This window comes from Streptomyces sp. PA03-5A (genome assembly GCF_033792725.1).
Classification (GTDB): domain Bacteria; phylum Actinomycetota; class Actinomycetes; order Streptomycetales; family Streptomycetaceae; genus Actinacidiphila.
Genome location: NZ_JARAVL010000040.1, coordinates 24788 through 51572, shown reverse-complemented (window position 1 = coordinate 51572; position 26785 = coordinate 24788). Strand labels below are relative to the sequence as shown.

The 26785-nt window shown below is 73.1% G+C and carries 23 protein-coding genes; 13 read left to right on the top strand and 10 right to left on the bottom strand.

The window, feature by feature from the left end:
- Positions 1 to 10 precede the first annotated feature (10 nt).
- Positions 11 to 1111, bottom strand: a complete 1101-nt coding sequence (locus PV410_RS36355; protein ID WP_500330329.1) for a citrate synthase 2 — start codon at positions 1109 to 1111, stop codon at positions 11 to 13.
- A gap of 330 nt (positions 1112 to 1441) precedes the next feature.
- Here PV410_RS36355 and pdxH point away from each other — a divergent pair, with 330 nt between their 5' ends.
- Both pdxH and PV410_RS36345 read left to right on the top strand, forming a co-directional pair.
- Entirely contained in the window at positions 1442 to 2065 is a 624-nt protein-coding gene (gene pdxH, locus PV410_RS36350; RefSeq protein WP_500330373.1) for a pyridoxamine 5'-phosphate oxidase, read from the top strand.
- Between the two features lie 395 nt (positions 2066 to 2460).
- On the top strand, positions 2461 to 3792 hold the full coding sequence (locus tag PV410_RS36345) for a PAS domain-containing protein (RefSeq protein WP_500330328.1): 1332 nt from the start codon (positions 2461 to 2463) through the stop codon (positions 3790 to 3792).
- Between the two features lie 8 nt (positions 3793 to 3800).
- On the opposite strand, the gene PV410_RS36340 is transcribed toward PV410_RS36345, so the two are convergent.
- A complete protein-coding gene (locus PV410_RS36340; RefSeq protein WP_500330327.1) occupies positions 3801 to 4550 on the bottom strand; it encodes an SIS domain-containing protein in 750 nt (249 codons plus the stop codon).
- Positions 4551 to 4661: 111 nt separating this feature from the next.
- On the opposite strand from PV410_RS36340, the gene PV410_RS36335 reads away from it, so the two are divergent.
- Entirely contained in the window at positions 4662 to 5354 is a 693-nt protein-coding gene (locus PV410_RS36335; protein ID WP_500330325.1) for an iron-dependent transcriptional repressor DtxR, read from the top strand.
- A 356-nt stretch (positions 5355 to 5710) separates the two neighbouring features.
- On the top strand, positions 5711 to 6616 hold the full coding sequence (locus PV410_RS36330; RefSeq protein WP_500330323.1) for an alpha/beta fold hydrolase: 906 nt from the start codon (positions 5711 to 5713) through the stop codon (positions 6614 to 6616).
- A gap of 51 nt (positions 6617 to 6667) precedes the next feature.
- On the opposite strand, the gene purU is transcribed toward PV410_RS36330, so the two are convergent.
- Both purU and PV410_RS36320 read right to left on the bottom strand, forming a co-directional pair.
- A complete protein-coding gene (gene purU / locus PV410_RS36325) occupies positions 6668 to 7546 on the bottom strand; it encodes a formyltetrahydrofolate deformylase (protein ID WP_499512450.1) in 879 nt (292 codons plus the stop codon).
- 108 nt (positions 7547 to 7654) lie between these two features.
- Entirely contained in the window at positions 7655 to 8101 is a 447-nt protein-coding gene (locus PV410_RS36320) for an SCO4402 family protein (RefSeq protein WP_499516865.1), read from the bottom strand.
- 160 nt (positions 8102 to 8261) lie between these two features.
- Here PV410_RS36320 and PV410_RS36315 point away from each other — a divergent pair, with 160 nt between their 5' ends.
- A complete protein-coding gene (locus tag PV410_RS36315; protein ID WP_500330321.1) occupies positions 8262 to 9536 on the top strand; it encodes an ABC transporter substrate-binding protein in 1275 nt (424 codons plus the stop codon).
- A 145-nt stretch (positions 9537 to 9681) separates the two neighbouring features.
- Here the strand turns inward: PV410_RS36315 and PV410_RS36310 are convergent, their stop codons facing one another.
- Both PV410_RS36310 and PV410_RS36305 read right to left on the bottom strand, forming a co-directional pair.
- Positions 9682 to 10965 (bottom strand): hypothetical protein, encoded by a 1284-nt coding sequence (locus PV410_RS36310; RefSeq protein ID WP_500330319.1) that lies wholly within the window; start codon positions 10963 to 10965, stop codon positions 9682 to 9684.
- Between the two features lie 204 nt (positions 10966 to 11169).
- Positions 11170 to 12552 (bottom strand): NsdA family TPR-like regulatory protein, encoded by a 1383-nt coding sequence (locus PV410_RS36305; protein ID WP_500330317.1) that lies wholly within the window; start codon positions 12550 to 12552, stop codon positions 11170 to 11172.
- A 251-nt stretch (positions 12553 to 12803) separates the two neighbouring features.
- Here PV410_RS36305 and PV410_RS36300 point away from each other — a divergent pair, with 251 nt between their 5' ends.
- The 3 genes from PV410_RS36300 to PV410_RS36290 are packed head-to-tail and all read left to right on the top strand — an operon-like array spanning position 12804 to position 15935.
- Positions 12804 to 13475 (top strand): bifunctional DNA primase/polymerase, encoded by a 672-nt coding sequence (locus PV410_RS36300; protein WP_500330315.1) that lies wholly within the window; start codon positions 12804 to 12806, stop codon positions 13473 to 13475.
- 34 nt (positions 13476 to 13509) lie between these two features.
- A complete protein-coding gene (locus tag PV410_RS36295) occupies positions 13510 to 14370 on the top strand; it encodes an ABC transporter ATP-binding protein (RefSeq protein WP_500330314.1) in 861 nt (286 codons plus the stop codon).
- Complete coding sequence (locus PV410_RS36290) at positions 14367 to 15935, top strand: transporter (RefSeq protein ID WP_500330312.1); 1569 nt, start codon at positions 14367 to 14369, stop codon at positions 15933 to 15935. The genes PV410_RS36295 and PV410_RS36290 overlap by 4 nt, the downstream gene beginning before the upstream one ends.
- Before the next feature lie 46 nt (positions 15936 to 15981).
- Here PV410_RS36290 and PV410_RS36285 read toward each other — a convergent pair whose 3' ends face one another.
- Together PV410_RS36285 and PV410_RS36280 are read right to left on the bottom strand one after the other, a co-directional pair.
- On the bottom strand, positions 15982 to 17286 hold the full coding sequence (locus PV410_RS36285) for a maleylpyruvate isomerase N-terminal domain-containing protein (RefSeq protein WP_500330310.1): 1305 nt from the start codon (positions 17284 to 17286) through the stop codon (positions 15982 to 15984).
- On the bottom strand, positions 17283 to 17831 hold the full coding sequence (locus PV410_RS36280) for a sigma-70 family RNA polymerase sigma factor (RefSeq protein WP_500330308.1): 549 nt from the start codon (positions 17829 to 17831) through the stop codon (positions 17283 to 17285). The genes PV410_RS36285 and PV410_RS36280 overlap by 4 nt, the downstream gene beginning before the upstream one ends.
- 219 nt (positions 17832 to 18050) lie before the next feature.
- Between PV410_RS36280 and PV410_RS36275 the strand changes: the two genes are divergently transcribed.
- The 3 genes from PV410_RS36275 to PV410_RS36265 all read left to right on the top strand — a co-directional run bounded on the left by PV410_RS36275 (position 18051) and on the right by PV410_RS36265 (position 21611).
- The gene (locus PV410_RS36275) at positions 18051 to 18428 is read left to right on the top strand and encodes an STAS domain-containing protein (protein ID WP_500330306.1); all 378 of its coding nucleotides are present in this window, start codon (positions 18051 to 18053) and stop codon (positions 18426 to 18428) included.
- 242 nt (positions 18429 to 18670) lie between these two features.
- Positions 18671 to 20044 carry a glycosyltransferase family 2 protein gene (locus PV410_RS36270; protein ID WP_500330304.1) on the top strand — a complete coding sequence of 458 codons (1374 nt, stop codon included), beginning with the start codon at positions 18671 to 18673 and terminating at the stop codon, positions 20042 to 20044.
- Positions 20045 to 20222: 178 nt separating this feature from the next.
- Positions 20223 to 21611, top strand: a complete 1389-nt coding sequence (locus PV410_RS36265; RefSeq protein WP_500330302.1) for a cellulose binding domain-containing protein — start codon at positions 20223 to 20225, stop codon at positions 21609 to 21611.
- Between the two features lie 28 nt (positions 21612 to 21639).
- Here PV410_RS36265 and PV410_RS36260 read toward each other — a convergent pair whose 3' ends face one another.
- Both PV410_RS36260 and PV410_RS36255 read right to left on the bottom strand, forming a co-directional pair.
- On the bottom strand, positions 21640 to 22743 hold the full coding sequence (locus PV410_RS36260) for a tetratricopeptide repeat protein (RefSeq protein WP_500330301.1): 1104 nt from the start codon (positions 22741 to 22743) through the stop codon (positions 21640 to 21642).
- Positions 22744 to 22805: 62 nt separating this feature from the next.
- Positions 22806 to 24305, bottom strand: coding sequence for a class I adenylate-forming enzyme family protein (locus PV410_RS36255; RefSeq protein ID WP_500330299.1), 1500 nt, complete (start codon positions 24303 to 24305; stop codon positions 22806 to 22808).
- A gap of 169 nt (positions 24306 to 24474) precedes the next feature.
- Here PV410_RS36255 and PV410_RS36250 point away from each other — a divergent pair, with 169 nt between their 5' ends.
- Both PV410_RS36250 and PV410_RS36245 read left to right on the top strand, forming a co-directional pair.
- The gene (locus PV410_RS36250) at positions 24475 to 25671 is read left to right on the top strand and encodes an amidohydrolase family protein (protein WP_500330298.1); all 1197 of its coding nucleotides are present in this window, start codon (positions 24475 to 24477) and stop codon (positions 25669 to 25671) included.
- Entirely contained in the window at positions 25662 to 26783 is a 1122-nt protein-coding gene (locus PV410_RS36245) for an acyl-CoA dehydrogenase family protein (protein WP_500330296.1), read from the top strand. The genes PV410_RS36250 and PV410_RS36245 overlap by 10 nt, the downstream gene beginning before the upstream one ends.
- The last annotated feature ends 2 nt before the right edge of the window (positions 26784 to 26785 follow it).

The following is a 26785-nucleotide window of genomic DNA, read 5'->3' as shown; positions in this document are numbered from 1 at the left end:
CCGCACCGGACTAGCGTGCGATGTCCGCGTAGCCCTCGACCTCGCGCGGGTCCCGGGAGCCCGGGCCGACGTAGCGGGCCGAGGGGCGCACCAGGCGGCCGGTGCGCTTCTGCTCCAGGATGTGCGCGGACCAGCCGGCGGTGCGGGCGCAGCTGAACATCGACGTGAACATGTGGGCCGGGACCTCGGCGAAGTCCAGGATGATCGCCGCCCAGAACTCCACGTTGGTCGCCAGCACGCGGTCCGGGCGCCGGGAGTGCAGCTCCTCCAGGGCCGCCTTCTCCAGCGCCTCCGCGATCTCGAAGCGGGGGGCGCCCAGCTCCCTGGCCGTACGGCGCAGCACCCGCGCCCGCGGGTCCTCGGCGCGGTAGACGCGGTGGCCGAAGCCCATCAGACGCTCGCCCTTGTCCAGGGCCTGCTTGACGTACGCCTCGGCGTCGCCGGTCCGCTCGATCTCCTCGATCATGCCCAGCACGCGCGAGGGCGCGCCGCCGTGCAGCGGGCCCGACATGGCGCCCACCGCGCCGGACAGCGCGGCGGCCACGTCGGCACCGGTGGAGGCGATCACGCGCGCGGTGAAGGTGGACGCGTTCATGCCGTGCTCGGCGGCGGAGGTCCAGTAGGCGTCCACGGCCTTGACGTGCTTGGGGTCCGGCTCGCCGCGCCAGCGGATCATGAAGCGCTCGACGACCGTCTCCGCCTTGTCGATCTCGCTCTGCGGCACCATCGGCAGCCCCTGGCCGCGCGCCGACTGCGCCACGTACGACAGCGCCATCACGGCCGCGCGCGCCAGGTCCTCGCGGGCCTGCTCGGCGTCGATGTCCAGCAGCGGCTTCAGACCCCACACCGGCGCGAGCATGGCCAGCGCCGACTGGACGTCCACGCGGATGTCACCGGAATGGACGGGGATCGGGAAGGGCTCGGCGGGCGGGAGGCCGGGGTTGAAGGCACCGTCGACCAGCAGGCCCCACACGTTCCCGAAGGAGACGTGGCCCACCAGGTCCTCGATGTCCACTCCGCGGTAGCGCAGGGCGCCGCCTTCCTTGTCGGGTTCGGCGATCTCCGTCTCGAAGGCGACGACTCCCTCGAGTCCGGGTACGAAGTCGGACATCAGGCGGCTCCTCTTGATGCGGTCGACGATCCGGTGGTGCTTGTGGCACGCGGGGTGGTGCAGGGGTGGTGCATGGGGGTTGGCACTGGGTGCCCCGCACGATATCCCCCGATGTCGAGAGGGCACAGATACCCGGCCTGTAAGTCTGTCCCCTCCCGCAGGTGACGTGAAGCGTGAGGTCCGGCACATGTTCCGGCGGGTGTTCCGGCGCAGGTCCGGCGCAGGTCCGGCGCAGGTCCCGCGCGGGTTCCGGCGCACCGTCCGGCACACGGTGCCGCCGCCGTGCTGCAAGATGTGCGGGTGCAGCACAGCCACCACGACCCCGCCGCCATGCGCAAGCAGTACCGCGCCCACGGACTGACCGAGGACGAACTGGCCGGCGACCCGTACACGCAGTTCGCGCGCTGGTTCGCCGACGCCGTCAACGCCCGCGTCGACGAGCCCAACGCCATGGTGGTCTCCACCGCGGGGGCGGACGGACTGCCCAGCTCGCGCACGGTCCTGCTGAAGAGCTACGACCACCGCGGCTTCGTCTTCTTCACCAACTACGGGTCGAGGAAGGGCCGGGAGCTCACCGAGCGGCCGCACGCCTCGCTGCTCTTCCCCTGGCACCCGATCGCGCGCCAGGTCATCGTGGCGGGCGCCGTCGAGCGCGTGTCGCGCGAGGAGACCGAGGCGTACTTCCGCACCCGTCCGCACGGCTCGCGGATCGGGGCCTGGGCGAGCGAGCAGTCCTCGGTGGTGGGCTCGCGGGAGGAGCTGGAGCACCGCTACGAGGAGCTGACGGCCCGCTATCCCGAGGGCAGCGACGTGCCCGTGCCGCCGGACTGGGGAGGCTTCCGGGTGGTCGCGCGCAGCGTGGAGTTCTGGCAGGGACGGGAGAACCGGCTGCACGACCGGCTGGTGTACACCACCGCGGAGGACGGCTGGACGGTGCGGCGCCTGTCGCCCTGAGGGCCGCGCGACGCCGGGGGAGGGGGCGGGACCGGTCACCGCCCGCAGACGCAGGCGACCCGCGGGCTGCTCCCCGGACGGCGGGCCGTCCGGGCATCGGCCGGACGAATCCGACGAGCCCGCGGGTCGGGTGACTGCGATGGATTTGGCCCGCTACGCACATCGCGCGCAGGCGAGGAGCGCAGGCGTCAGCCCGCAGCCACCTCACGCGTCCGATGGGAACTCATTCTCCGGACCACCTCCCTTCGTGTGTGTCCGCAACCTTAGGAAAGGCTCCGGCGGACGACAAGCGGTTTTTCTCGCGGTTCTTTCCGCCCCGTGGACCACGGCCCCGCGGCCACCGAATTTCGTGAAGTTCCTGTGTCGTCGGTCACACAGGGGTTGAATGTCCAGACGTGCAGTCATTCGATGCGACGCCGCAACTGCTCGCCGCGCTCCTCGACGGCATGGAGGCCGGCCTCTGTGCCCTGGACCGCGACGGAGTGATCACGCACTGGAACGCGGAGGCCGCCCGCATCCTGGGCTGGACGGCCGAGGAGGCCGTCGGCCGGCGCGGTTTCGCCGGCTGGGCCGCGCGCACCGCCGACGCCGAGGAGGTGCGCGAGCGGCTGCTGGGCGCCATGGCCGCGGACGGCCGCCAGGTCCACGAGTTCGCGCTGCTGACCAAGGACGGCCACCGGGTGCTGGTGCGCACCCAGGCCGCCGCCGTGCACGGCTCCGACGGGCGCCCCGCCGGGGTCTACTGCGCCTTCTCCGAGGTGCACGCCCAGATCGACCTGGAGCGCTCGATAGCCCTCAGCGAGGCGCTCTTCGACGACGCCTCGACCGGGGTCGTCCTCGTCGACGCCGACCTGCGCCCCGTCGTGGTCAACGCGTACGCCGCCCGCGTGCTGCGCACCAGCCGGGACGCGCCGCTAGGGCGGCCGCTGGGGGACTTCCTCGACCAGGGCGTGGAGGAGCTGGAGAGCGCCCTGCAGCACGTGCTCGCCGAGGGCGCGCCCCCCGCGGCCAGCGAGCTGTGGGTGGGCCTGCGGGAGGAGGGCGGCACGCGCTGCTGCTGGCGCAGCGGCTTCGTGCGGCTCGGTTCGCCGCTGGGGGAGGAGCCGGTGCCGCTCGGCGTCGGCTGGCTCTTCCACGACGTCACCGAGGCCAAGCTGGCCGAGCAGGAGGCGGCGCGGCTGCGCTTCCGCAGCAACCAGCTGCACCGGGCCGCGCTGGCTGCTGCCGAGTGCGAGGACCCCATGGAGGCGGCGACCGCTTACGTGGACTTCGCCCTCGCCGGGTTCGCCGAGCACGCGCTGCTCGACGTGCTGGCGCCCGACGGGGCCCGGCTCGTCCGGGTCGCCGCCACGCCCTCCGGCGGCGCGGGGCCCTGCCTGCCGGTGTCCGGCGGCATCCCGGTCCGGTACGGGGAGGGGCACCCGGCCCTGCAGGCGGTCGCCCGTACCGGCTCCGTGCGCGCCGGCTTCGGGGCCGCGGCCGCCGAGCCGGCCTCACGGGCCCAGGTCGCCGGCTGGGCCGCCGCCCGGCGCTGGCCCGACGGCACCGTCCACGGACTGTGCGCCGTGCTCCGCAGCCGCGGCCGCACGCTCGGCGTGCTCACCTTCCTGCGCGGCACGGGCCGCCGTCCCTTCGACCGGGCGGACGCCACCTTCGCCGAGGACGTCGCGCTGCGGGTGGCGGCCTCCCTCGACCTGCCGCCGCTCGACCTTCCGCCGCGGGCCTGACCGTGGGCTCAGTGGCGGTAGAAGATCCGGTCCGCGTACTCCTCGAAGACCTTCGCGTTCCACTCGTGGCCCCCGTCGACGTTGCCCGAGCGGAGCATGGGCGGCGTGACGCCGCGCCCGGCCAGGTCCGCAGCGGCCGTGGCCACGACGGCCTGCATCAGCGCGCTGGTCACCACGGTGGAGGCCGGACCGAACGGCGCCGGGATCCCCGGCACGGACAGCTCCGCGTCGCCCGGCGCGATCTTGCTGTCGATCACGACGTCGCAGTGGTCCTTCAGGAAGGTGCCGCTCGCGTGCCGTGAGTGCGTCTCCTTGGCGTACGCCACCGATGTGACGCCGATCACCTTCATCCCGAGGGCCTTGGCCTCCTGCGCCATCTCCACGGGGAGCGGGTTGCGGCCGGACAGGGAGATGACCACCAGGAGGTCGCCCGCCCGCGCGGGAGAGCTGCGCAGCACGACCCGGGCCAGGCCGCCGACCTGTTCGAGCGCGCTGCCGAGCGTGGCCGGGACGACGTCCACGCCGACCGCGCCGGGCACGGCGAGCAGGTTCACCAGGGCGAGGCCGCCCGCGCGGTAGACGACGTCCTGCGCGGGGAGCGAGGAGTGCCCGGCGCCGTAGGCGAACACCCGTCCCCCGGCCGCCACGGTGTCCGCGAGCGCGGCCGCGGCCGCCTCGATCCCCGCGGACTCCTCGTCCCTCACGCGCCTCAGCAGTGCGATGGCGGCATCGAAATATGTGGCGGCCAGATCGGTCATGCCGAGAACCGTGGTGCCGCGGCGTCCGCCTGTCAACCACGGGGCACCGGTTGTCGGTCGTATGCGTCAGAATTGAGTCCAGGGCCACGTACGAGCCACCGAGGGGCGCGCATGTCCGGACTGATCGACACGACGGAGATGTATCTCCGCACCATCCTTGAGCTGGAGGAGGAGGGTGTCGTCCCCATGCGCGCCCGAATCGCCGAACGGCTCGACCAGAGCGGACCGACGGTCAGTCAGACCGTCGCGCGCATGGAGCGGGACGGACTGGTGCACGTCGCGGGCGACCGGCATCTGGAGCTGACCTCCGAGGGCCGGCGGATCGCGACGCGCGTGATGCGCAAGCACCGGCTGGCCGAGTGCCTGCTGGTCGACGTCATCGGCCTGGAGTGGGAGCACGTGCACGCCGAGGCGTGCCGCTGGGAGCACGTGATGAGCGAGGCGGTCGAGCGCCGCGTCCTCGAGCTGCTGCGGCACCCGACGGAGTCGCCGTACGGCAACCCGATCCCGGGCCTGGAGGAGCTGGGCGAGAAGGACGGCGCGGACCCGTTCCTGGACGAGGGCATGGTCAGCCTGACCGACCTGGAGACGGGCGTGGCCGGCGCGAGCGTGGTCGTGCGGCGGATCGGCGAGCCCATCCAGACGGACGCGCAGCTGATGTACACGCTGCGGCGGGCCGGCGTGCAGCCGGGCGCGGTGGTGTCGGTGACCCCGTCGGCGGGCGGTGTGCTGGTCGGCAGCGGTGGCGAGGCCGCGGAGCTGAGCGCGGAGACCGCCTCGCACGTGTTCGTCGCCAAGCGGTAGTCGCGTCACGCGCCGGCCGGATTCCGGCCGGGTCGTGGGCGCCACCGGTGCCGGGGCCGTTGTTCGAGGGACCCCGGCGCCTCCCCATGCGCCGGAGTCCCTACCTCCCCCGTCCCCCGTTCCCCTCCCCTGGGCCCCCGTGGAGCCCACCCGGATCCCCGAGCTGTCCGGGTGGCTCCCCGCTGCCCGTCTTCCCCGCCGGGCCGCGTCCCGCTGAAGTCCTCCCCTCGGCGCGCGCCGGCAATCCTTGAGCGTTGTCACTCGAAAGAGCGGTGTTGCGCGTGTGAAGACGCATATCGAACAGGATTTCGATAGCGTGGGGGGGTCTGAACGTCACGTACCAGGGGGTGCGGCACATGGCCAGGCGCGTCGAAGTCACCGGAGCGGGCGGCCTCCCGCTCACGACGTGGGAGTACGCCGACGGGTCCGCTCCCGCCTCCGGGCCCGGGGCGGGGCCGGCCTCCGAGCCCGAGGAGGCGCCGCGGCCCGCCGTCCTGCTGCTGCACGGCCTGATGGGACGGGCCTCCCAGTGGGCCGGCACCGCCCGGCGGCTCGCCGCCCGCCACCGAGTGGTGGCCCTGGACCAGCGCGGCCACGGAAGAAGCGCCAAGCCCGAGGGGCCCTACACGCGTGACGCCTACGTGGCCGACGCCGCCGCCGTCGTCGAGCAGCTGGGGCTCGCCCCGGTCACCGTCGTGGGGCACTCGATGGGCGCCCTCACCGCCTGGCAGCTCGCCGTGCGCCGCCCGTCGCTGGTGCGGGCCGTGGTGCTGTGCGACATGCGCGCGGTGGCCCTCGGGGAGGCGAGCCAGCGCTGCTGGGAGGACTGGTTCAGAGCCTGGCCGCTGCCCTTCGCCGGTCCCGACGCGGTGCGCCGGTGGTTCGGCGAGGAGGATCCGTGGCTGGAGGGTTCCCGCCCGGCCCGCGGGGAGTTCTTCGCCGAGGTGATGGAGGAGCACGCCGACGGCTGGCGCCCGGTGTTCGAACGGCGCCACATGCTGCGCTCCCGGGAGTCCTGGATCCACGACGCCCACTGGGACGAGCTGGCCCAGGTGTCCTGCCCCGCCCTCGTCGTGCGGGGCTGGGACGGCGAGCTGGGCCGCGCAGAGGCCCAGGAGATGGTGCGCGTGCTGCCCCGGGGCTCGTACGCGGAGATCCCCGACGCCGGGCACCTCGTCCCCTGGGACCAGCCCGAAGCCTGGTACGCGGCGGTCGAGACCTTCCTGGCGGACGTCGCCGGCGTGCCCGTCTGCCAGGCCTGAGGCCCGTCCGGGCCGGCGCCCCGGCCTGCTCCGGGGGCCGCCGGCGGGGTGTCAGGCGAAGACGACGGTGCGGCGGCCGTTGAGCAGGACGCGGTGCTCGCTGTGCCACTTCACGGCGCGTGCCAGGGCCTGGCACTCCACGTCGCGGCCGATGGCGACCAGCTGCTCCGGGTTGACCCCGTGGCCCACCCGCTCGACCTCCTGCTCGATGATCGGGCCCTCGTCGAGGTCGGCGGTGACGTAGTGCGCCGTCGCGCCGATCAGCTTCACCCCGCGGGCGTGGGCCTGGTGGTAGGGCCGGGCGCCCTTGAAGCTGGGCAGGAAGGAGTGGTGGATGTTGATGATGCGGCCGGCCAGCTCCTTGCAGAGGTGGTCGGACAGGACCTGCATGTAGCGGGCGAGGACGACCAGTTGGACGTTCTCCTTCTCCACCAGGGAGAGCAGCTCCGCCTCGGCCTCGGCCTTGTTCTCCTTCGTCACCGGGATGTGGTGGAAGGGGACGTCGTAGGAGCCCGCCAGCTCCGCGAAGTCGGTGTGGTTGGAGACCACGGCGGCGATCTCCACCGGCAGCGCTCCGATGCTGGTGCGGAAGAGCAGGTCGTTCAGGCAGTGCCCGAACTTGCTGACCATGAGGATGATGCGCATCCGCTCGGCGGAGGGCGTGATCTGCCAGTCCATGGCGTAGGCGTCGGCGACGGCCGCAAAGCTGGCCCGCAGCTTGTCGGCGGTGACCGGGTGGCCCGCGGAGAAGTGCACCCGCATGAAGAACAGCCCCGTGTCGTGGTCGCCGAACTGCTGGCTGTCCTCGATGTTGCACCCGGTCATGAAGAGGTAGCTCGACACGGCGTGCACGATCCCCGCCTTGTCGGGGCACGACAGGGTGAGGATGTACTGCTGGGACTGCGGCGGCGAATCGTCGACGGCGTTCACGGGGCTAGGGTCGCACAAAGTCGCCCCGCCGTTCCAAGGCGTCCGCCAACCGGGCGCCCCGGGTGTCGTCGCAGGTGGCACCCCGCTCGCGTGCCGCGCGCGGACGGCTCAGGCCGTGCGTGTGTAGATCTTGAGGATGTCCAGTGACCGCGGCGGCGTGTCCGGGTCCTCGCCGTCCCCGGTGGCCATCCGTACGTGCGCCTCGCGGGCGGCCCGCACGGCCTCGGGCCACGCGTGGTGCTCCAGGTACGCGGAGACGGGGGCGTCCGCGCCCACCTGGTGAAGTATCTTCAGCACCCGCAGCACGGCCACGTCGACCAGGGCCGCCTCCTGGGAGTCCCGGAAGACGGTGCCCACGTACTTCTCCGCGGACCAGTTGTCGAGCCAGGTGTCCTCGACCAGGCGGTAGACGGCGTCGGTCACGTCGCCGTAACCCGGTTGCCCGGTGAGCCAGACTTCGCGCTGGAACACCGGGTCGCTGATCATGTGCAGCGCGGAGCGCACGTTCGTGCGCCAGCGCCACCAGGGCATGTCGTTGAGCGGCATGCCCCCCATCGTGGAGGAGCGGGTGCCGCGGCGGGAAGACTTCTCCGTACTCTGCACAGTGCACGATCGTACGTGCTCCAGGCTCCACACACTCTGTTCACCCGATGGTGACCCTCCGTTCCCTCGCGTTCACCCTGGTGTTGCGACAAACGCGGAATCTTCCCATTCCATGAGTGATTGGCGTACGCGCAGAGCCGTTCCGTTCGCATCCGCGATGGCCGGCGTCGCCCTGCTGGCAGGATGCGGCACGCTCCCGGGGGGGACGGGTGGCACCACGGGCCCGGTCGTCGTCATGACGTGGGCTCCGGAGAACACCAGTGCGACCAACATGCCCGGCATGCCCGGCATGGCCAAGGCCTTCGCCAAGTACGTCAACGCCCGCGGCGGCATCGCCGGCCGGGAGCTGAAGGTCATTACCTGCAACGACCACAACAGCGCCCTCGGCGTCGGGGACTGCGCCCAGCGCGCCGCCGACGAGGGCGCGGTCGCCGTCGTCGGCTCCTACAGCCAGTTCGGCGCCGCCTTCACCTCCACGCTGGAGGCCGAGGGGATCCCGTACCTCGGCGGTTACGGCATCACCCAGGACGAGTTCGAGAGCCCGCTCTCCTACCCCGTCAACGGCGGCCTGCCCGCGCTGATGGCCGGGGCCGGCCGTCAACTGGCGGGCAAGTGCGACAAGGTGAGCCTCATACGCCCCGACACCGCCGCGGGCGACCTCTTCGCACGCTTCCTCGACGCCGGCCTGCGCGACGAGGGCCGCACCAGCGCCACCGACCTGCGCGCCCCCGAGGACGCCACCGACTACAACGGGATCTCCCGGCGGGCGATCGGCAGCAACCACCCCGGCGACTGCGTGAGCGCCGCGCTCGGCGACAAGACCGCCACCTTCTTCGACGCCTTCCGCCGGACGACCACCACCGACCCGGCCACCGGCCTGGTCGACGGCCCCAAGGCCCAGATCGCCTCCGTCCTCGGCAGCGTCCAGCAGTCCACCCTGGACAGCACCGGCGGCAGCAACAGCCCGCTGGAGGGTGCCTTCGTCACCGGCTGGTACCCGCCGGCGTCCGACTCGCGCTGGGCGCTGATGCGGAACACGATCAAGAGGTACGCCTTCGGCGACAACAGCATCGACCCGAACGACCCGGGCGTGCAGACCACGTGGATCGCCTACACGGCCCTCGCCGAGGTCATCGAGAAGATGGGCAAGGACCAGGCGGTCACGGCCCCGTCGCTGAAGCAGGCGCTGGACGAGGCGCACGACGTCTCCACCGACGGCCTCACGCCCCCGCTCGGCTGGCGCGAGCAGGACACGGCCTCCATCATCGACCAGCCGCGCCTGGTCAACGGCCGGATCACCTTCCAGAAGGTCGAGAAGGGCCGACTGGTCGCCGCGCGCAAGGGCTTCGTGGACGTGACGAAGACGCTGGAGAACGCCCCGGGCTGACGGGCGCCGGGGGTCCACGGGCGCCGGGGTCCACGGGGGCCGGGGTCCGCGGGTGCCGCGGCGGGAGCGGGGAAGCGCCGACGGCCACGGCCGCCGGCGCTTCACGTCCCCCGGGGCCGGGATCCGTTCCCGGGGGCCCGTCGTCTCAGAGCTGACCGCCCTGGTGCTGCGTCAGCCCGTACTTCTTCGCGATGGGGTTCCACAGCGCCGCCGCGCGCGATTTCGCCTGTGTGGCGGTACCGCTCTGAGTGTTGCCCGCCGCGTACTGGTCGGTGTGGCGCGCCTGGCCGTGACGGCAGAGCTTCTTGCCGGCCTTGAGCTGGTCGGCCCAGGCCGCGTAATGGTTGTCGGCGGCCGCGGAGGCCGTCCACGCCTTGTTGAGGGCGTCGGTGAGGTCCTGGTGGTTGGGGAGCTGGTCCACCGGCAGCGACTTCAGCTGCGTCATCAGGTCGTTGCGCTGCTGCGCGGCGGCCCGCAGGTCGGCGGCCGCCCCGTCCAGGTTCCGGCAGCCCTTGATGCCGGCGACCGCGTTGATCACGGAGGTCCGGTTGCTGCCGCTCGTCTTGAGCAGGGCCTCGAGCCCCTTGGCCTGCTCCTCCGCCGCGCCTTCGTCGCCTCCCCCGGAGGAGGCCGGGGACGAGGCGCTCGACGAGGCCGACGGGGACTGGGCCGCGGCGGGGTCGTCGTCCCCGCCGCTCATCAGGGCGCCCGCGAGGAGACCGGCGACGGCGCAGCCGCCGACGACGATGCCGATCAGCGCGGCCGGGGTGAGCTTGCGACGGGCCGGGGCGGGCTGGTCGTAGTCGTAGGACGGCTGCGGCGCGTAGGCGGGCTGCTGACCGTAGGCGGGCTGTGCGTAGTCCGGGGACGCCGCGTAGCCGGGCTGCTGCGGGGGCGGGCCGTCCTGGCGGTACAGGTGCCCGAAGTCGTCGTGGGGCTGCTGTGCCGGGAGCATCGCGTCGTTGCCCTGGTGACCCTGGGGGTCGTGCGGATAGCCGTAGCCGGGGGCCTGCTGCGGGGCCGGCGCGTCTTCGAAGCGCGGCAGGTGCTGGGTCGCGTCCGCGTCGGCCAGGGTGCCCGGGCGTACGCCGTACGGGGCGGCCCCGGGCATCGGGTAGGGCGGCAGGACCTGTGTGGCGTCCGCCACCGGGCCGGGCTGGAACTGGGGCGCCGGGGGCTGCTGCGGCTCGTGGGCCGGCATGGGCGGCCGCGCCTGCGGGTACGGCGGGAAGAGCTGCGTCGCGTCGGTGTCCGGGAGGGACTGGTGCGGGGGGCCGTACGCCTGGGGCTGCTCGCCCCACGGCTGCCCGGCCGCGGGGCCGGAACCCCAGGCCGCGGTCGCTCCCGGGCCGGGTATGCCCCCGTCCGCGGGCAGCACCACGCCCTCGTGCACCTCCGGATACGCCTCGTCACCGCGTCCGCCGTGCATCACCGGTACCTCTGCCTTCTCCGTCGCTACGGAATCGTCGGCTCACGCTACCGGGTCTGCTTCGGACGTCACCATGCCGCGGTGGGTCCGACGGGATCCGGGGGGCCGCCCCGTCGCAGAACAGGGTGCCCCTACCGGTGGGTTGATGTCGTTCCTGTAACGATTCGCGGGACGGGGGCGCGCGACGCCCCCGCCCCCGTGCCGTCACGCAGCCAGTTCCTCCTCCTCCAGGCGGGCGTCGAACTCCCGGACGGAGCTCTCCGCCGCGTACGGCTGCAGGCGCAGGCGGAGGTCGTCGAGGTACTCCGCGCCGCGGGTGGTGCGCAGCGTGGCGAGCAGTTCGACGGCCTGGGCGCCGGTGTGGCAGGCCTGCTCGACCTCCCGCTGCTGGACCTGTGCCTGGGCGAGCAGGAGCAGGCCGATCGCGCGGCGGCGGGCCTTGTCCGGGGCGTGCCCGGCCAGCGCCTCCTCCGCGCGGCGGACCGCCTGCGGTGCCTGGTTGAGGTCGCGGTGGCAGTGGGCGAGCTCGTCGGCGAGGTAGGCCGGTCCGAAGTGCCGGATCCAGTCGGGGTCGTCGCCCGGTTCGGAGCGCTCCAGCGCCTCCACGGCCTGCCCCGCGACGGCGCCGCAGGCCCGGGCGTCACCCATCAGCGCGTGGCCGCGCGCCTCCGCCGCGTAGAACATGGCCTGCGCGGTGGCGGTGACCTGACCGCGGGCGCCCTCCTGGGCGGCGCGGGCGAGTTGGGCGATCTCGCGCGGGGTGCCGAGCTGCGCGGCGAGGTGGCTCATCCCCGCGGCGAGGACGTAGCCCCCGTACGCGCGGTCCCCCGCCGCCTGGGCCAGCCGCAGCGCCTGGATGTAGTAACGCTGCGCCAGGCCGGGTTGGCCGGTGTCGACGGCCATGTAGCCGGCGAGTTCGGTCAGCCGGGCGACGGCCGAGAAGAGCTGACGGCCCGTTGCCTCCCGGTAGGAGCCGGCGAGGAGCCCGGAGACCACGCTGTTGAGGTAGTGCACCACCACGGGGCGCACCTGACCGCTGCCGAAGCGGTGGTCGAGTTCGTTCAGCGCCCGGGTGGTCGCCCGTACCGCCTCGACGTCGGACATGCCGACACGCTGCCCGCCGGCGCGGGCTACCTGGGCGTCGGCCCGGGTGATCAGCCAGTCCCGGCTGGGCTCGACCAGGGCCGAGGCCGCCACGGTGGATCCGGTGAGGAAGTCCCGGCGGCCGACGTCGCTCCGCCACAGCTCGCAGACCTGCTCGATCGCGCCGAGCACGGTGGGCGAGAAGTGCAGGCCGACACCGGTGGCCAGGTTCTTGCCGTTGGCCATGCCGATCTCGTCGATGGTGACGGTGCGGCCCAGCTTCCGGCCGATGGCCTCGGCGATGATCGCCGGTGCCCTGCCCCGCGGTTGCTGGCCGCGTAGCCAGCGGGCCACGGAGGTCTTGTCGTAACGCAGGTCGAGGCCGTGCTCCGCGCCGCACATGTTGACCCGGCGGGCCAATCCGGCGTTGGAGCAGCCTGCCTCCTGGATCAGTGCCTGCAGCCGTTCGTTCGGCTGGCGTGCGACGAGCGGTCGTGCGGCCATGGGCTCCCCCTCACAGCTGCCGCTTTCGGGACCTCAAGATCCCTTCCCGAAGATCCCTTCCCGGTACGCGCCACTCAAATTCGCCGCAAAGGACATAATTTGCGGTGGGATGCATGCCTACACACCCAAGGGTGACTACCCGGATGTCGGACCTCCCCCTACCGCGCGCCCCCACCAGTGCTCCCGTGCGCCCGCCATGAGCCGCGAGGCCGGGACGTCACCGCCCGTAACCCGCGCTGGGCAGCGCAGTTGTGAAGGTCGTGGAAGACACCGTGGAACACACCATCGCAGCCCCGCCGCGGATCGCCGGCCAACTCCTCGAAGCCGCCGTCGGGTACGCGGAGGAGCGGCACTGGGACGTGCTGCCCGGTGCCTGGCTCGTCGAGGACGCCGCCGCCGGCCGCGGCGGTCCGCGCACCCCGCGCTGTTCCTGCGGCGACACCGCCTGCCCGGCGCCCGGGGCGCACCCGACCGGGCCCGGCTGGGTCGGTGAGGCGAGCGGGAGCGGAGCCACGGTACGCAGGATGTGGCTGCGGCAGCCCCATGCCTCGGTCCTGCTCCCCACCGGACGAACCTTCGACGCCATCGACGTCCCGGAGGACGCCGGTTGCCTCGCGCTGGCCCGCATGGAGCGCATGGAACTGCCGCTTGGCCCGGTGCTCGGGACCCCGTCCCGCCGGATGATCTTCTTCGTACTGCCCGGAGCCGGCGCGAAGGCGCCGGACCTGCTGCGCCGGCTCGGCTGGGCGCCCTCCTCGCTCGACCTGGTGGTGCGCGGCGACGGCGACTGGGTCCCGGCCCCGCCCACGCGGCTCGGCACGGGCGGCGTCGTCCAGTGGGTGCGCCGGCCCACGGCCCTCAACCGGTGGCTGCCGGACACCGAGGAACTGATCTCCCCCCTCGCCTACGCCTGCGGACGCTAGCCGGGCCCCACCCCCGTCGTCATAGGCTGGGCGGATGCCGAATGCATCCGTCGCGCCCGCCGTACGCGTCCATGGACTATGGAAACGCTTCGGGCAGCAGATCGCCGTCGCCGGGATCGATCTGACCCTGCCCGCCGGGCACTTCGTGGGGATCGTCGGACCCAACGGCGCGGGCAAGACCACGACCCTGTCGATGGTGACGGGCCTGCTGCGGCCCGACGACGGCCTCATCGAGGTCGGCGGTGCCGACGTCTGGCGCGACCCGGTCGCCGTGAAGTCCCGCATCGGCGTCCTGCCCGAGGGGCTGCGGCTCTTCGAGCGGCTCACCGGCCGCGAACTGCTGGCGTACACGGGCCGGCTGCGCGGCATCCCGGGTGCGGAGACCGACCGCCGGGCCGCCCAGCTGCTCGATGTCCTCGACCTGGCCGGCGCCGCCAACAAGCTCGTCGTGGACTACTCGACGGGTATGCGCAAGAAGATCGGCCTGGCCGCGGCACTGCTGCACAATCCCGAAGTGCTCTTCCTGGACGAGCCCTTCGAGGGGGTCGACCCCGTCTCCGCCCAGGTCATCCGCGGGGTGCTGGAGCGCTACACCGGCTCCGGGGCGACCGTCGTCTTCTCCTCGCACGTCATGGAGCTGGTGGAGAGCCTGTGCGACTGGGTCGCGGTGATGGCCGCCGGCCGGATCGTGGCCCAGGGCCCGCTCGCCGAGGTGCGCGGGCAGGCGCCGACGCTGCAGGACGCCTTCCTGACCCTGGTGGGCGCCCGGGACCGCGGCCCGGGGCAGGACCTGGACTGGCTCGGCGGGGCGAACGCTCCGGCGGCGCGGGGCGCCGGGCAGGGCGGGGGCGGCGCGGACGGCGGGGACGGGCCGGCCGGGGCGAGCCGGTCGTGACGGGCACCTTCGTACGGCTCAAGCTGTCGGTCCTCCGCAACGGGTTGCGGCAGTCGACGGGTCGCCGGGTCGGCTGGATCATCGGCAGCCTGGTGTCCCTGCTCTACGCGCTGGGCCTGGGCGTGGGGCTGGTCGCCCTGCGCGGGAACGACTACGCGCCCTCGGCGGCCATCGGCGTGGCGGTCGTGCTCGGGGTCGGCTGGGCCGCCATGCCGTTGTTCGTCTTCGGCGGCGACGACACCCTCGACCCGACCCGGCTGGCGATGCTGCCACTGCGGCCGCGGCCGCTGATCCGGGCGCTCCTGGTGTCCTCGCTGGTCGGCGTTGGGCCGCTGCTCACCCTTCTGGTGGTGGCCGGCGCGGCGGTGTCCGTCGTGGCGGGCGCCGCCTCGGCGGTGGCGGCGGTGATCGCGGTGCCGCTCACCGTGCTGCTGTGCGTGGCCCTGTCGCGGGCCGTCGCCGCGGCCAACACCCGGTTGCTGACCAGCCGCAAGGGACGCGACCTGGCGGTGCTCAGCGGCCTGCTGGTCGCGGTGGGCGCCCAGTTGGTCAGCCTGGGCGCCAACGCGCTCACCTCCGGGCACGGCCTGGAGCGGGTCGGCGCCCTCACCTCGGTGCTGCGCTGGCTGCCGCCGGCGTCGGCGCTGGACGCGGTGCGGTCGGCGGGGGAGGGCGGGTACGGGCTCGCGGTCGCCGAACTCGCCTGGACCGGTGCCGTGCTGGGGCTGGTGCTCGTGTGGTGGCACCGCAGTCTGGACCGGCTCATGACCCGCCCGGACGCCTCCACCGTGCAGGCGGGCCCGTCGAGGGTCCGGGAGACCCGGTTCCGGCTGCTCCCCGAGGGGCGCACCGGCACCGTCATGGAGCGCCAGTTCCGCTACGCCTGGCGCGATCCGCGGACCAAGGCCGCCTGGGCCACCGCCCTGGCCCTGGGGCTGCTGCTGCCGCTCGTCTCGGCGGTCCAGCAAGGCAGCGTCTACACCGCCTGCTGGGCGGCCGCACTGCTCGGGCTGCAGATGTACAACCAGTTCGGCATGGACGGCTCCGCCTTCTGGACGGTCGCCGCGACCGTCTCCTCCCGCACGGACGCGTACGCGGAACTGCGCGGGCGGGCGCTGGCGATCGCGGTGGTGGGCGTCCCGTACGTGGCCGTCGTGACCATCGGCGCGGCCTTCCTGCTGGGGCGGGCCGACGCGGCGGCCGAGACCCTCGGGCTCTCCATCGCGCTGCTGGGAGCGCTGATCGCCACCGGCGCCTGGGCGAGTGTGCGCTTCCCCTACTCCATGCCGCAGGAGAACCGCTTCGGCAGCGCCGCCGCGCCGGGACAGGGGAGCCTGGCCTGGCTCAGCCTCGCCGGGGGCGCGGTGACGGGCGCGGTGATCACGCTTCCCGTGCTCGGCGTACTGATCTGGCTCCACGTCTCGGGGCGGCACGGCGCGCTGTGGCTCGTCCTGCCGCTGGGCTGCCTCTACGGGGCCGCGTTCGCGGTGCTGGGGGTCCGCACGGCGGCGCCCCGCCTGCTGGGCCGCCTGCCGGAGGTGCTCACGGCGGTGAGCAAGGGGTAGCCGCCGGCCAGGTTCCGTGCGGCCCGGGGCTCCTGGGCGACATGGCCTAGAGGCGTGACAACGATGCCGTGGCGTGCAGGACGTCCCGGATCGCCGCGTGGTCCCCGTCGCGCCCGGCGGCGACGCGGCTGGGCGCGATGTGGCCCGCGGCCAGCTGGCAGAAGTCGAGCTGGTCGACGGCGATCTCGGCGACCACCGTTTCCGGGGTGCCGATCGCGCCGGGCGAGTCCAGGGAGATGTACCAGTGGCCGCCGCCGGAGCCCTCGACGTGGAGGTCGAGGGTACGGCCGGGCGCACCGGCCCGTACGAGACGGGCGGTGGACTCGGCCCGTCCCGCCTGGCGGAGCGCGGCCAGGGCGGTGGGCAGCATCCGGGCCGCGAGGTCGATCATGCGGTTGAGGTGCGGCGCCGCCGGCGGCCCGTACTCGGGGTAGTCCAGGGCCTGCGCGATGTCCTCGGCGTGGATCCAGCACTCGAAGGCGCGGTCGATCAGGGCGTCCCGCATCGGCACGACGGCGTCGGTGAAGTCCACGGGCAGCCCGCCGGTCGCGGAGCCGGCGAAGGACAGCGTCCGCACGATGTCCCGGGTCTGGGTGCGCCACTTGTTGCGGACGAAGGCGTGCGTGTGGCGGCGGCAGCGCTCCCCGGCGAGTTCGGTGCGCTCCAGGCGTGTGCGGGGCGCGCCGGGGCCGAGCGGGTCGTCGAGGCCGAGCGCGGTGGCCACGACCCCGTCCACCGAGCCGAGATGGGCCAGGACGCCGCAGAGCGTCAGCTCGCGCGACCCGCCCGCCCAGACCAGCTTGACGGGCGTGTCCCACTCGGGTTCGCCGAGGTCGGCGAGGAGCGCGTCGAGGCGCGCGGTCTCGGCGTCGTACGGCGCGGCCCATCCGGGGACGGGGATGCGGGCCGGGCGGCGGCCCAGGCAGCCCTCCAGGACGCGGGCGCGCAGCAGCGGGTCGAGGTCGAGGGACTCCTCCTGGTGCAGCAGGCCCACCGCGCGGCGCAGCCGCACCGCCTCCTCGGCGCAGGGCGCGCAGTCGGTGAGGTGGACCTCGACGGCGCAGGCCTCGTCACGGGAGCAGGCCGACAGTGCCCACGCGCCGAGCAGGGAGCGCAGCACGCGGTGGTCGTACTCCGGGGGTCCGGGCCGCACGGGCTCCTTCTCCGCTTCTCGCTCCGGCTCGTGCGCCGTCTTCGCCGCCTCGCGCGCGGGCACGTCCGGCGACGACGGGGGCGCGGCAGGCCGGGCCTGGGGCAGCGGGCCGTCCTCGGCGGCGCCGCGGGGCATCGGCACACGGGGCAGGTTGGTCCCGGGCGGGGGAGGCTCGCCGTTCTCGGCCGGTCCGTTCACAGGGACCTTCCCTGGGGCGAGGTGTCCTGCGCGGCGGTGGACAGCAACTGCAGCCCGAGCCGGAGGCGGCGGCGCGCCTCGTCCTCGGTGACCCCGAGGTCGGCGGCGGCCTCGCGGTAGTCCATGCGGCGGCGGTAGGCGAGGTCGAGGGCCAGGCGCAGGGGTTCGGGCATGGAGGTCACGATGTAGTCGGCGCGGGCGGCCGTCGAGGCCTCGCGGACCCTGGCCTCGACCTGCTCCGGGGTGCCGGCGCCGCGGGTCTCCGACTGGCGCAGCCGGTGGACGGCCTGGCGCTGGGTGAGGCCGGCGACCCAGGAGCGCAGCGAACCCTGCTTGGGGTCGTAGGCGTCCGGGTTCTCCCAGATGTAGCCGAAGACCTCACGGGTGATCTGGGCGGCGGCCTCCTCGTCGTCCATGACGCGGTGGGCGAGGCTGTGCACGAGGGAGGCGTAGCGGTCGTACAGCTCGCCGAGCGCGGCCTCCTCGCCGCGCGCGAGCCGCTGTTGCATCTTGCGGTCCCAGCGGGGTGGTGCGGATGCCGCCATCGCGTCTCCCCCTTTGTCACCGTCGTCCTACTACGGTCGCACTGCCTCGGATCGAATGTATCCGCCGATTGCTGCCACGTACGACGCCTTGAGGCAAGCTTCTGCCATAACTGATCGATTCTGGTAATGAGTTATCCGGGTGTGACCGGAAGATTGCGGGGAAGCGGCTCAGGCGGGGCATAGGGTCTGTACGACCGCTGCCGGGAGAAGGGCCAGACAGTGGCATTGCAGGTGGTGCAGGACGAACGGGACGGTTGGGTGGTCCTGACCGTTTCGGGGGAAATGGATCTCGTGACCGCGCCGGTGGTGCGCCAGCACGTGCACGACGCGGTGGCCGACGGGCGCCACAGTGTGGTGCTGGACCTGGCCGGGGTCCACTTCTGCGACTCCAGCGGTGTGGGCGTGCTGATCGCCGCCCGGCGGCTGATGCGGTCCTGCGCCGGGCAACTGCGGCTGATCCTCCCGCGGAACAGCCCCTCCGACGGTGTCGCGCACGTCAACCGCGTGCTGGCCGCGCTCGGCGTGCGCCGGCTCTTCGAGGTCTTCCCCGATCTCGAGGCCGCCACCGACGACGCGGCCCGGCCGCTGTCGGCCTAAGCCTTCCTTCCGTGCCGCCCAGGGCGGGCGCGGGCCCGTCAAGTGCCGTGTGAGCACTCTCACATCCTCTGTCCGCTTCGTCCATGAAGGGCCTGTGGACGCCTGATTGTGAGCTGCCGGGCGAAATCTGCGGAGGATGCACCTTTCGCCGGACCTCCGCCCGGGTTACCTTCGTGCGCAGAACACGTGTTCAAGGTTCTGTCCGGCGGGTGGGGGCGTTCGTACGGAGGTCTCCACTGCCCATGCTCGATCTCGCGGGTGCTTGGGACCACCTCTCGTGGTCCTTGCGTCATGTGCACTGGTACGGAGTGACCGTCGGGTCCCTCCTCGCCGTCAAGCTGCTGCTCTCCATCCGCCGGCGCCGCCGTCCTGAGCTCGCGTTCGACAAGCCGGTGACCCGGCTACGCATCCACGGCGTGATCACGGTCTACAACGAGGCCCCGGCGATGCTGCGCGGCTGCCTGGAGTCGGTCCTCGCGCAGACCCTGCTACCGCACTCCCTCACCCTGGTCGACGACTGCTCCGAGGACCACTCGGCGCGTGCCCTGGCCGAGGAGATGCGCCCGCAGTTCCAGCGCGCCGGGGTCCGCCTCGACTTCGTCCGCTTCCCCGGCAACCGCGGCAAGCGCCACGGCCTCGCCGCGGGCTTCCGGCAGGAGCCGCTCGCGGACGTGTACCTGTGCATCGACTCCGACACGCTGCTCGACCGGCACGCCGTCGCGGAGCTCGCCCGGCCCTTCGCCAAGCGCCGGGTCCAGTGCGTCACCGGGTTGGTGCTCGCCCACAACCGCGGCACCAACCTGCTGACCCGCCTCATCGACATGCGCTACGTCAACGCCTTCCTCGGCGAGCGGGTGGCCTACTCCCGCCTCGGCTCGGTGCTCTGCGCCTGCGGGTCGCTGGCCATGTACCGCGGGTGGGTCGTCCGCAAGCACCTCGACGACTTCCTCGACCAGCGCTTCCTCGGCCGCCCGGCGACCTTCGGGGACGACCGGCGCCTGACGTACTACTGCCTCACCGAGGGGCTCTCCCTGATCCAGCCGTCGGCCGTCGGCTACACCGACGTCCCCGAGCGCCTCGGCCACTACGTGCGCCAGCAGATCCGCTGGGGCAAGTCGTTCATCCGCGAGGGCTTCCTGCTCCTCGCCAAGTTCCGGCTGCACCGCATGTACTGGTGGCTGAACCTCGTCGAGCTGGTCACCTGGGTCGCCTTCACCGCGGGGCTGCTCGCGGCGCTCGTCGCGGTCCTGATGCACCCGCAGGGCTGGACGCTGCTGGCCGGCTACCTCGCCTACATGTGCGTCATGGCCTGGGTCCGGTCCGTCCACTACCTGCGCGGCGCCGCGCAGGTGAGGATCGTCGACCGGGTGCTGACGTTCCTCGCCGCCCCGCTGTACGCCCTGCTCAACATCGGGTTGCTGCTGCCGCTGCGACTGTGGTCCCTGGCGACGCTGCGGCGCACCAACTGGGGCACCCGGGCCCGGATCGAGGTCGGCGGTGCCCACGACGACATCGCCTTCCAGCCCCATCCGCAGTCCCACCTCCCGCGCCAGCGCGGGGAGACGGCTCCACCGGCGGTCGGCGCCGTCGCGCCCGTGCGCGACGCCGCCTCGTAGGCGGCGCCCGCGTTCCGCCGCCGGTCCGACCGGATCCCGCAGACCGCATGGCGTGCCCTCGGTATCGCCCCTCCACCGCGCTAGGAGCTTCCCCGTGGGTCCTGCCCGCCCCTCTGTCCGCCCCTCCGTCCGGTCAGACCGGCTCGTACCCTCGGGGCGCGGGAAGCGGAGCCACCCCGTGTGGAGGGTGGCCGGGTACCTGCTGCTCGCGGTCGCCGTCGGCGCGGGCGTCACGGCGCTGTACCCCGTGTGGCGCGAGGCACATCGGCCGCCCCCTGAGCTCACCGTCCGCTACAAGGCGGGCACGTCGGCGTCGGCCGCCACGGCCCGGCCGTGGCTGGAGGTCGTCAACACCTCGGACCACCGGGTGCGTCTGGCCGACGTGGCGGTCCGGTACTGGTACACGCAGGACGGCGGTTCCCCGTACGCGTTCAACTGCGTCCAGGCCTCGGTGGGCTGCCCGAACGTCGACGGGAGGACCGTCGCCATGGACCGTCCGGCACCGGCCGCCGACCACTACCTCGAGATCACCTTCACGAAGGCCGCGGGCACCCTGGCCCCGGGCGCGAAGAGCGGGGCCATCGGGGTGCAGCTGTACCGTCCCGGCGGGAAGGTGGACCAGCGCGACGACCGGTCGTTCAGCCCCGCCCACGACACCTTCCAGGCGTCGAAGCTGGTGACCGGCTACCTGGACGGCAGGCACGTCTGGGGCGACGAGCCCGGCGGTGACGTCACCACGTCCCCCCGGGGCCCGGCCGCAGGCGCGGCACGGCCCGCGCCGCCCTCCGGGATCGTCTTCGACGACTTCCGCTACAGCGGCCCCCGTGACCCGGCGCTGCGCGCCCACGGCTGGCTGGTGCGCACCAGCGGGGGTGGTCCCGGCATCCGCGACACGTGGTCGGCGGGAGGGGTCAGCTTCCCCGCGGACGAGGACGCGCTGGGCGGCCAGGTCCTGCAGCTGCGCGCCGCCACCGACGGGACGAAGCGCGGCACCACCCAGGCCGAGGTGCACACCACCGGCACGAAGTTCCTGACCGGGACCTTCGCCGCCCGGATCCACTTCACGGACGAACCGGCGAGCGGCCGCAACGGCGACCACGTCAACGAGACCTTCTACATGATCTCGCCCCACCACCACGCCGAGTACAGCGAGCTCGACAACGAGTACCAGCCGAACGGGGGCTGGGGCGCCCCCGGCCCGAGGCTCGACACGACGACCTGGCGCAGCGCGAGGGAGGGGGACCGGGTCACCCGGGCCACGACGTCCAGCCTCAGGGGGTGGCACACGCTGGTCACCACGGCCGCGCACGGCGTGGTGACCTACAGCCTCGACGGGCACGAGCTGTTCCGGACCGGGGGCAAGTACTACCCGACCCAGAGCATGTCCGTGAACTTCAACGCCTGGTTCGTGGACCTGCCGTTCGCCGGGAAGCGCAGCTGGGACATGAAGGTCGACTGGTTCTACCACAACGCCAGGAAGGCCCAGTCCCTGACGGAGGTGGAGAAGACGGTCGACGGCCTCGCCGCGGGCGGCACGGGCTACGTGAACACGGTCCACAAGCCCTGAGCCGGTACGGCGGCGGGGCCGGCCGGGGTCAGGAGTCGGCCGGAGCCGGGCCCAGCGTGGTGGTGCCGATCGCCGCGCGGTGGCCCAGGCCCGTCCGGTAGGCGTCCAGCGCGGCCTCCACCCGGCCGGACCGGCGCAGCAGGTCGCCCAGCAGCCGGCAGATGTCCGCCAAGTCCCCGGCGGCTCCCGCGCGTTCCAGCAGCGCCAGGGCGGACACGTAGTGCTCCTCCGCGGCCTCCGGGTCACCGCGCTCCTCCGCCAGCAGCCCGAGCAGCCGGTGCGCCCCGCCGGCGTGGACGGCGCCGCGCCAGGGGCCCAGCTCGTCCAGCAGCCGGGTCAGCAGCTCCTCGGCCTCGGCGGGCTTGCCGCGCCGCCGGAGCACGTCGGCGAGCTCCACCTCGACCTGCACCGTGAACAGCACGGACCGGCCGGCGGACAGCATGTCGCGGGCGGTGCGCAGCTCGCGCTCGGCCTGCTCCAGGTCGCCGTCCTGGGAGTGGACGTAGCCGCGCATCCAGTGGCAGTGGGCCAGGTCCGTGTGCAGCTCCAGCCGCTGGAACAGCTCCTGCGCCTTCGCCAGGGAGGCCTCGGCCTCGCCGGTACGTCCCGCGACGATCAGGGTGCGGGCGATGCTGCGGTGCATCTGGGCGACCAGGGCCGGATCGCCGGCCCCGGGGGCGAGGTTGAGCGCCTGCTCGGCGGCGTGGGCGGCCCGGGCGTAGGCGCCCAGGTCGGTGTACGGCCCGATGGCCGCGATGTGCAGCATCAGCAGGGCGTCGGGGTCGGGCCGGGCGTCGTCCGACACGGTCTGCCGTTCGAGCCGGGTGATGCCCTCCTCCAGCAGGTGGGAGGCGTACCGCACCTCGCCCGCCAGCAGGTGGGACACGGCCCGGCCGCGCAGCGCCGCGGCGCGCCGGGCGTCGGGGGCCGCGGGGTCCGCGTCGAGCAGCCGCTCGGCGGTCTCGAAGTGGAGCCGGGCCTGGGTGAGTTCGCCCGCGTCGAGGGCGGCGTCTCCCAGCCGGAGCAGTTCGAGGGGATCCTGCGGGCCGTCCTGCGGGCCGCTTTCGGGACCTGTGCCGGGACCTTCGTCCAGGCCGTCCCGCGCCCGGTCCTGGCCGTCCTGTGTGCCCACCGTGACCCTTCCCCTTTGGAACTCTTGCGGAGGAGGGTACGCGGCTTTGCGGCGGACGTGCCTCACGCTTTCGTAAAGCGCTCCCTGAGCTTGTACTTGAGGACCTTGCGCAGGGTCTCGTTCCGGGGCAGCACGTCCACCACCTCGAGCTGTTCGGGCAGTTTGTGGACGGCCAGGCCCGCCTCGCGGAGGAAGGCCGTGACCTCGGCGAGGGTGAGCGGTCCGGCGTCCGGCGGCTGCTCGACGACGGCGCAGACGCGTTCCCCGCGCTGGGGGTCGGGCAGGCCGATCACGGCGGCGTCGGCGATGCCGGGGTGGGCGTAGAGGAGTTCCTCGATCTCCTTGGCCGAGACGTTCTCACCCTTACGGATGATGATGTCCTTGAGGCGCCCGGTGAGGACCAGGTAGCCGTCCGGGGTGAGCCTGCCGACGTCCCCGGTACGCAGGAAGCCGTCGGCGTCGAAGGCCTGTTTGGTCAGCTCCGGGTCGGTGTAGCCCTGGCACACGGCCTCACCGCGCAGCAGCACCTCGCCGTCGTCGGCGATGCGTATCTCCATGGAGGCGGGCGGGCGGCCCTCGGTGGTGGCGAGCCGGTCGACGGGGTCGCGCGGCGAGCCCATGGTGATCATGGGGGCTTCGGTCATGCCGTAACCGTGCGCGAGGGCGCAGCCGAGGTCGCGGACCACCTCGTGGTAGAGCTCGGGCGGCTTGGGGGCGCCGCCGCCGGACAGCAGGCGCAGGGTGGGGATGATCCTGCTCCCCGCGGGCTGCTTGCGCTGCTCGGCGAGGAAGAGGGAGTAGAAGGCGGTGCTGCCGCCCGCCATGGTGACCCCGTGCCTGCGGTAGGCCTCCAGGGACCCCGGGAGCGAGAAGTGCTCCAGCAGCAGGGCCGGGAAGCCGCACAGGAGCAGCATGACCAGGTAGTCGGGGCCGCCGATGTGCGCGTACGGGAAGGCGACGGAGCCGACGTCGTCCGGGCCGAGCTCCAGGGCGAGGGCGAGGCAGGAACCGCCGGCGATGAGGCTGCGGTCGGTGTGCAGCACGCCCTTGGGTTCGGAGGTGGTGCCGGAGGTCCAGTAGATCCAGCGGACCCGCGTGCCGTCGGAGGGCGGGGCGGGGAGGGAGTCCGGGTCGGCCTCCGGCAGGGAGTCGTAGGCCTCCAGGACGTCGTGCGCGCCGAGGCGGCGCGCCATCGCGGTGTGGTCGAAGCCGCGCCATACGCCGGGGACGGCGAAGAGGGCGGGGCCGGTCTGGCGCAGGATGTGGCCGACCTCGTGGTCGCGGTAGAAGGGCATGACCGGGGTCTGCACGGTGCCCAGCCGGGCGAGGGCCGCCGACAGGACCACGGTCTCGATCCGGGTCGGCAGCTGCCATGCCACTGCGGTGCCGGGCCGGATGCCGCGGGCCTGCAGCCCGGCGGCGACCCGTTCTGCGCGGTCGCGCAGCTGCCCGAAGGTCAGCCGGCGGTCGTCGGTGTCGAGCAGCGCCGGGGCGTCGGGGGTCAGGGCGGCCCGCCCTTCGATGAGCGCCCAGAGGGTCGGCGAGTCGCCCAGGCTTCGCATCTCTTCTCCTCCCGGTCAGCGATCTGACGTCACGTCAGATTCAGTCGCCCGGAGCGTAGGCGCCCGGCCGGGCGCGGTCCAGGGTCCGCGCGTCGCCGATGGACGCTCCGGGGCGGCGGGCGTACTGTGAATCTGACGGTCCATCAGATTCAAGGAAGGGCGGGGAGCGATGGAACTGCCCCGGATCATCAGCGTCGACGACCACGTGATCGAACCCGCACACCTCTTCGAGACCTGGCTGCCGGCGAAGTACCGGGACCGCGGGCCCCAGCCGCTGACCGCCGGGATCGGGGAGCTCGCCTACGTCGGCGGGAAGTACCAGATCACGATGGACCCGGACGGCCCGCCGACCGACTGGTGGATCTACGAGGACCTGAAGTTCCCCTACAAGAGGAACATCGCCGCCGTCGGCTTCGACCGGGACGAGATGACCCTGGAGGGCATCACCCGCGAGGAGATGCGGCGTGGCTGCTGGGACCCCAAGGCCCGGCTCGTCGACATGGACCTCAACCACATCGAGGGCTCGCTCTGCTTCCCCACCTTCCCGCGCTTCTGCGGCCAGACCTTCGCCGAGGCCAAGGACAAGGAGGTCGCCCTCGCCTGCGTCCGCGCCTACAACGACTGGATGGTCGAGGAGTGGTGCGGGGACAGCGGCGGCCGGCTGATCCCGCTCTGCCTGATCCCGCTGTGGGATGTCGGCCTGGCCGTCGCCGAGATCCGCCGCAACGCGGATCGCGGGGTGCGGGCCGTCACTTTCAGCGAGATCCCGACCCACCTCGGGCTGCCCAGCATCCACTCGGGGTACTGGGACCCCTTCTTCGCCGTCTGCGAGGAGACCGGGACGGTGGTGAACATGCACATCGGCTCGTCCTCGCAGATGCCGGCCGCCTCCCCGGACGCGCCGCCCGCCGTGCAGGCCTCGCTCTCCTTCAACAACGCGATGGCCTCGATGATGGACTTCCTCTTCAGCGGGGTGCTGGTGCGCCACCCGCGGCTCAAGCTCGCCTACAGCGAGGGGCAGATGGGCTGGATCCCCTACGCCCTGGAGCGGGCCGACGACGTCTGGCAGGAGCACCGGGCGTGGGGCGGCGTGCGCGACGTGATCCCCGAGCCGCCCTCCACCTACTACTACCGGCAGATCTTCTGCTGCTTCTTCCGCGACAAGCACGGCGTCGCCTCGATCGACGTCGTCGGCCGCGACAACGCGACCTTCGAGACCGACTACCCGCACGTCGACTCGACCTTCCCGCACACCAAGGAGGTCGCCCTCGACCATGTGAAGGGCCTCGACGACGAGACGGTGTACAAGCTCATGCGCGGCAACGCCATCCGCATGCTGGGGCTGGAGCCGGACCGGTGGACCTGACGTACACCGAGGCGGAGCAGGCGTACCGGGGCGAGCTGCGGGCCTGGCTCGCCCGGACGCTGCCCATGCTGCCGCCCGCGCCGGACCCCGCCGACTGGCCCGCCCGGCGGGCGTACGACACCGGCTGGCAGCGGCGCCTGTACGAGGCGGGATACGCAGACGTCCACTGGAACGCCGACCCGACCCGGCGGCTGATCTTCCTGGAGGAGACCGAGCTGGCCGGGGCGCCCTACGTCGGCGCGAACTTCGTCGGTCTGCTGCACGCCGGGCCCACCATCGCGGCCGAGGGGACGGCCGGCCAGCGTGAACGCTGGCTGCCCCCGGTGCTGCGTGGGGACGAGGTGTGGTGCCAGGGGTTCAGCGAGCCGGCGGCGGGCTCGGACCTGGCGTCCCTGCGGACGCGGGCGGTGCGCGACGGCGACGCCTACGTGGTCACCGGTTCGAAGATCTGGACCTCGCACGCCGAGGTCGCCGACTGGTGCGAACTGCTGGTGCGCACCGATCCCGACGCACCGCGGCACCGCGGCATCAGCTGGCTGGCGATGCCGATGGACGTGCCGGGCGTGACGGTGCGGCCGCTGCGGACCCTCGCCGGTACGACGGAGTTCGCCGAGGTCTTCCTGGACGAGGTGCGCGTGCCGGTCGCCAACCGGGTCGGCGCGGAGAACGACGGCTGGCGGGTCACGATGGTGACGCTCTCCTTCGAACGCGGCACCGCTTTCGCCGGTGAGGTCGTCGCCTGCCGGCGGACCCTGTGCGAACTGGCCCGCACCGCCCGGGAGACGGGAGCCTGGGACGACCCCGTGCTGCGGCGCCGGCTGGGCCGTCTGGCAGCGGAGTTCGGCGTCCTGTGGCGGCTGGTCCAGTGGAACGTCAGCGACGGCGCCCCGGGCGTCGGGGGCTCGGTCCTCAAGCTGCGCTACTCGCACGCGCGCCAGGAGCTCTACGACACCGCCGCCGAGGTCCTCGGCCCGTCCGGTGCGCTGGACGCGGACCGCCCGTGGACGGCGGACCGGCTCTCCTCGCTCTCGTACACCATCGCGGCGGGCACGTCGCAGATCCAGCGGAACATCGTCGCCGAGCGGATCCTCGGCCTGCCGAAGGGGGTGTGAGC